At 25.0% G+C, this 523-nt stretch carries 1 protein-coding gene; it reads right to left on the bottom strand.

From position 1 onward, the window contains the following. The coding region (locus IE142_RS40450; protein ID WP_191889534.1) for a hypothetical protein at positions 1-258 on the bottom strand (258 nt) is incomplete at its 3' end. Positions 259-523 lie beyond the last annotated feature (265 nt).

The following is a 523-nucleotide window of genomic DNA, read 5'->3' as shown; positions in this document are numbered from 1 at the left end:
ACCATCATCTAGTATATGTTCATACACGTGATCTAAATCAGCTTTTTCTATATGTGATTTACCTTTTTTATCTTTATATTTAATCTCAACATTTGGCGTTTCAGAATCTCCATCATTTAATATTTCATAATAAACATAATCATATTTATCAGATTTTTGACTTTCCTTAGATGGCTCTTTTTGTTTTCCAGAACCTCCACATGCACTTAAAGTAACAGTTATGGTAAGTATACTTATGATCATAAATACTTTTTTCATATTAATACTCCTTTTCTCCATTTATAAATTCATAATAAATTATAACAAACAATTTTTAAATTATTATTAATGATTAACTAAAACCTTATTTTTAAAAATTCAGTTTAAATTAAGCGTCATGAATAATCCGGCAAATTAAACCAAAAGCATACACTTATATGTATTTTGATAAATTATAAAACAAGTATCTTTCAAACATGTAAGTTTCATGTCTATAAATGTAAGTTTAGATAAAGGCAAGGAGGTCACAACCATCCTACAATTT

This window comes from Streptomyces mutabilis (genome assembly GCF_014649815.1).
GTDB lineage: Bacteria > Actinomycetota > Actinomycetes > Streptomycetales > Streptomycetaceae > Streptomyces > Streptomyces mutabilis.
This window is presented reverse-complemented; position numbering and strand designations above follow the sequence as displayed.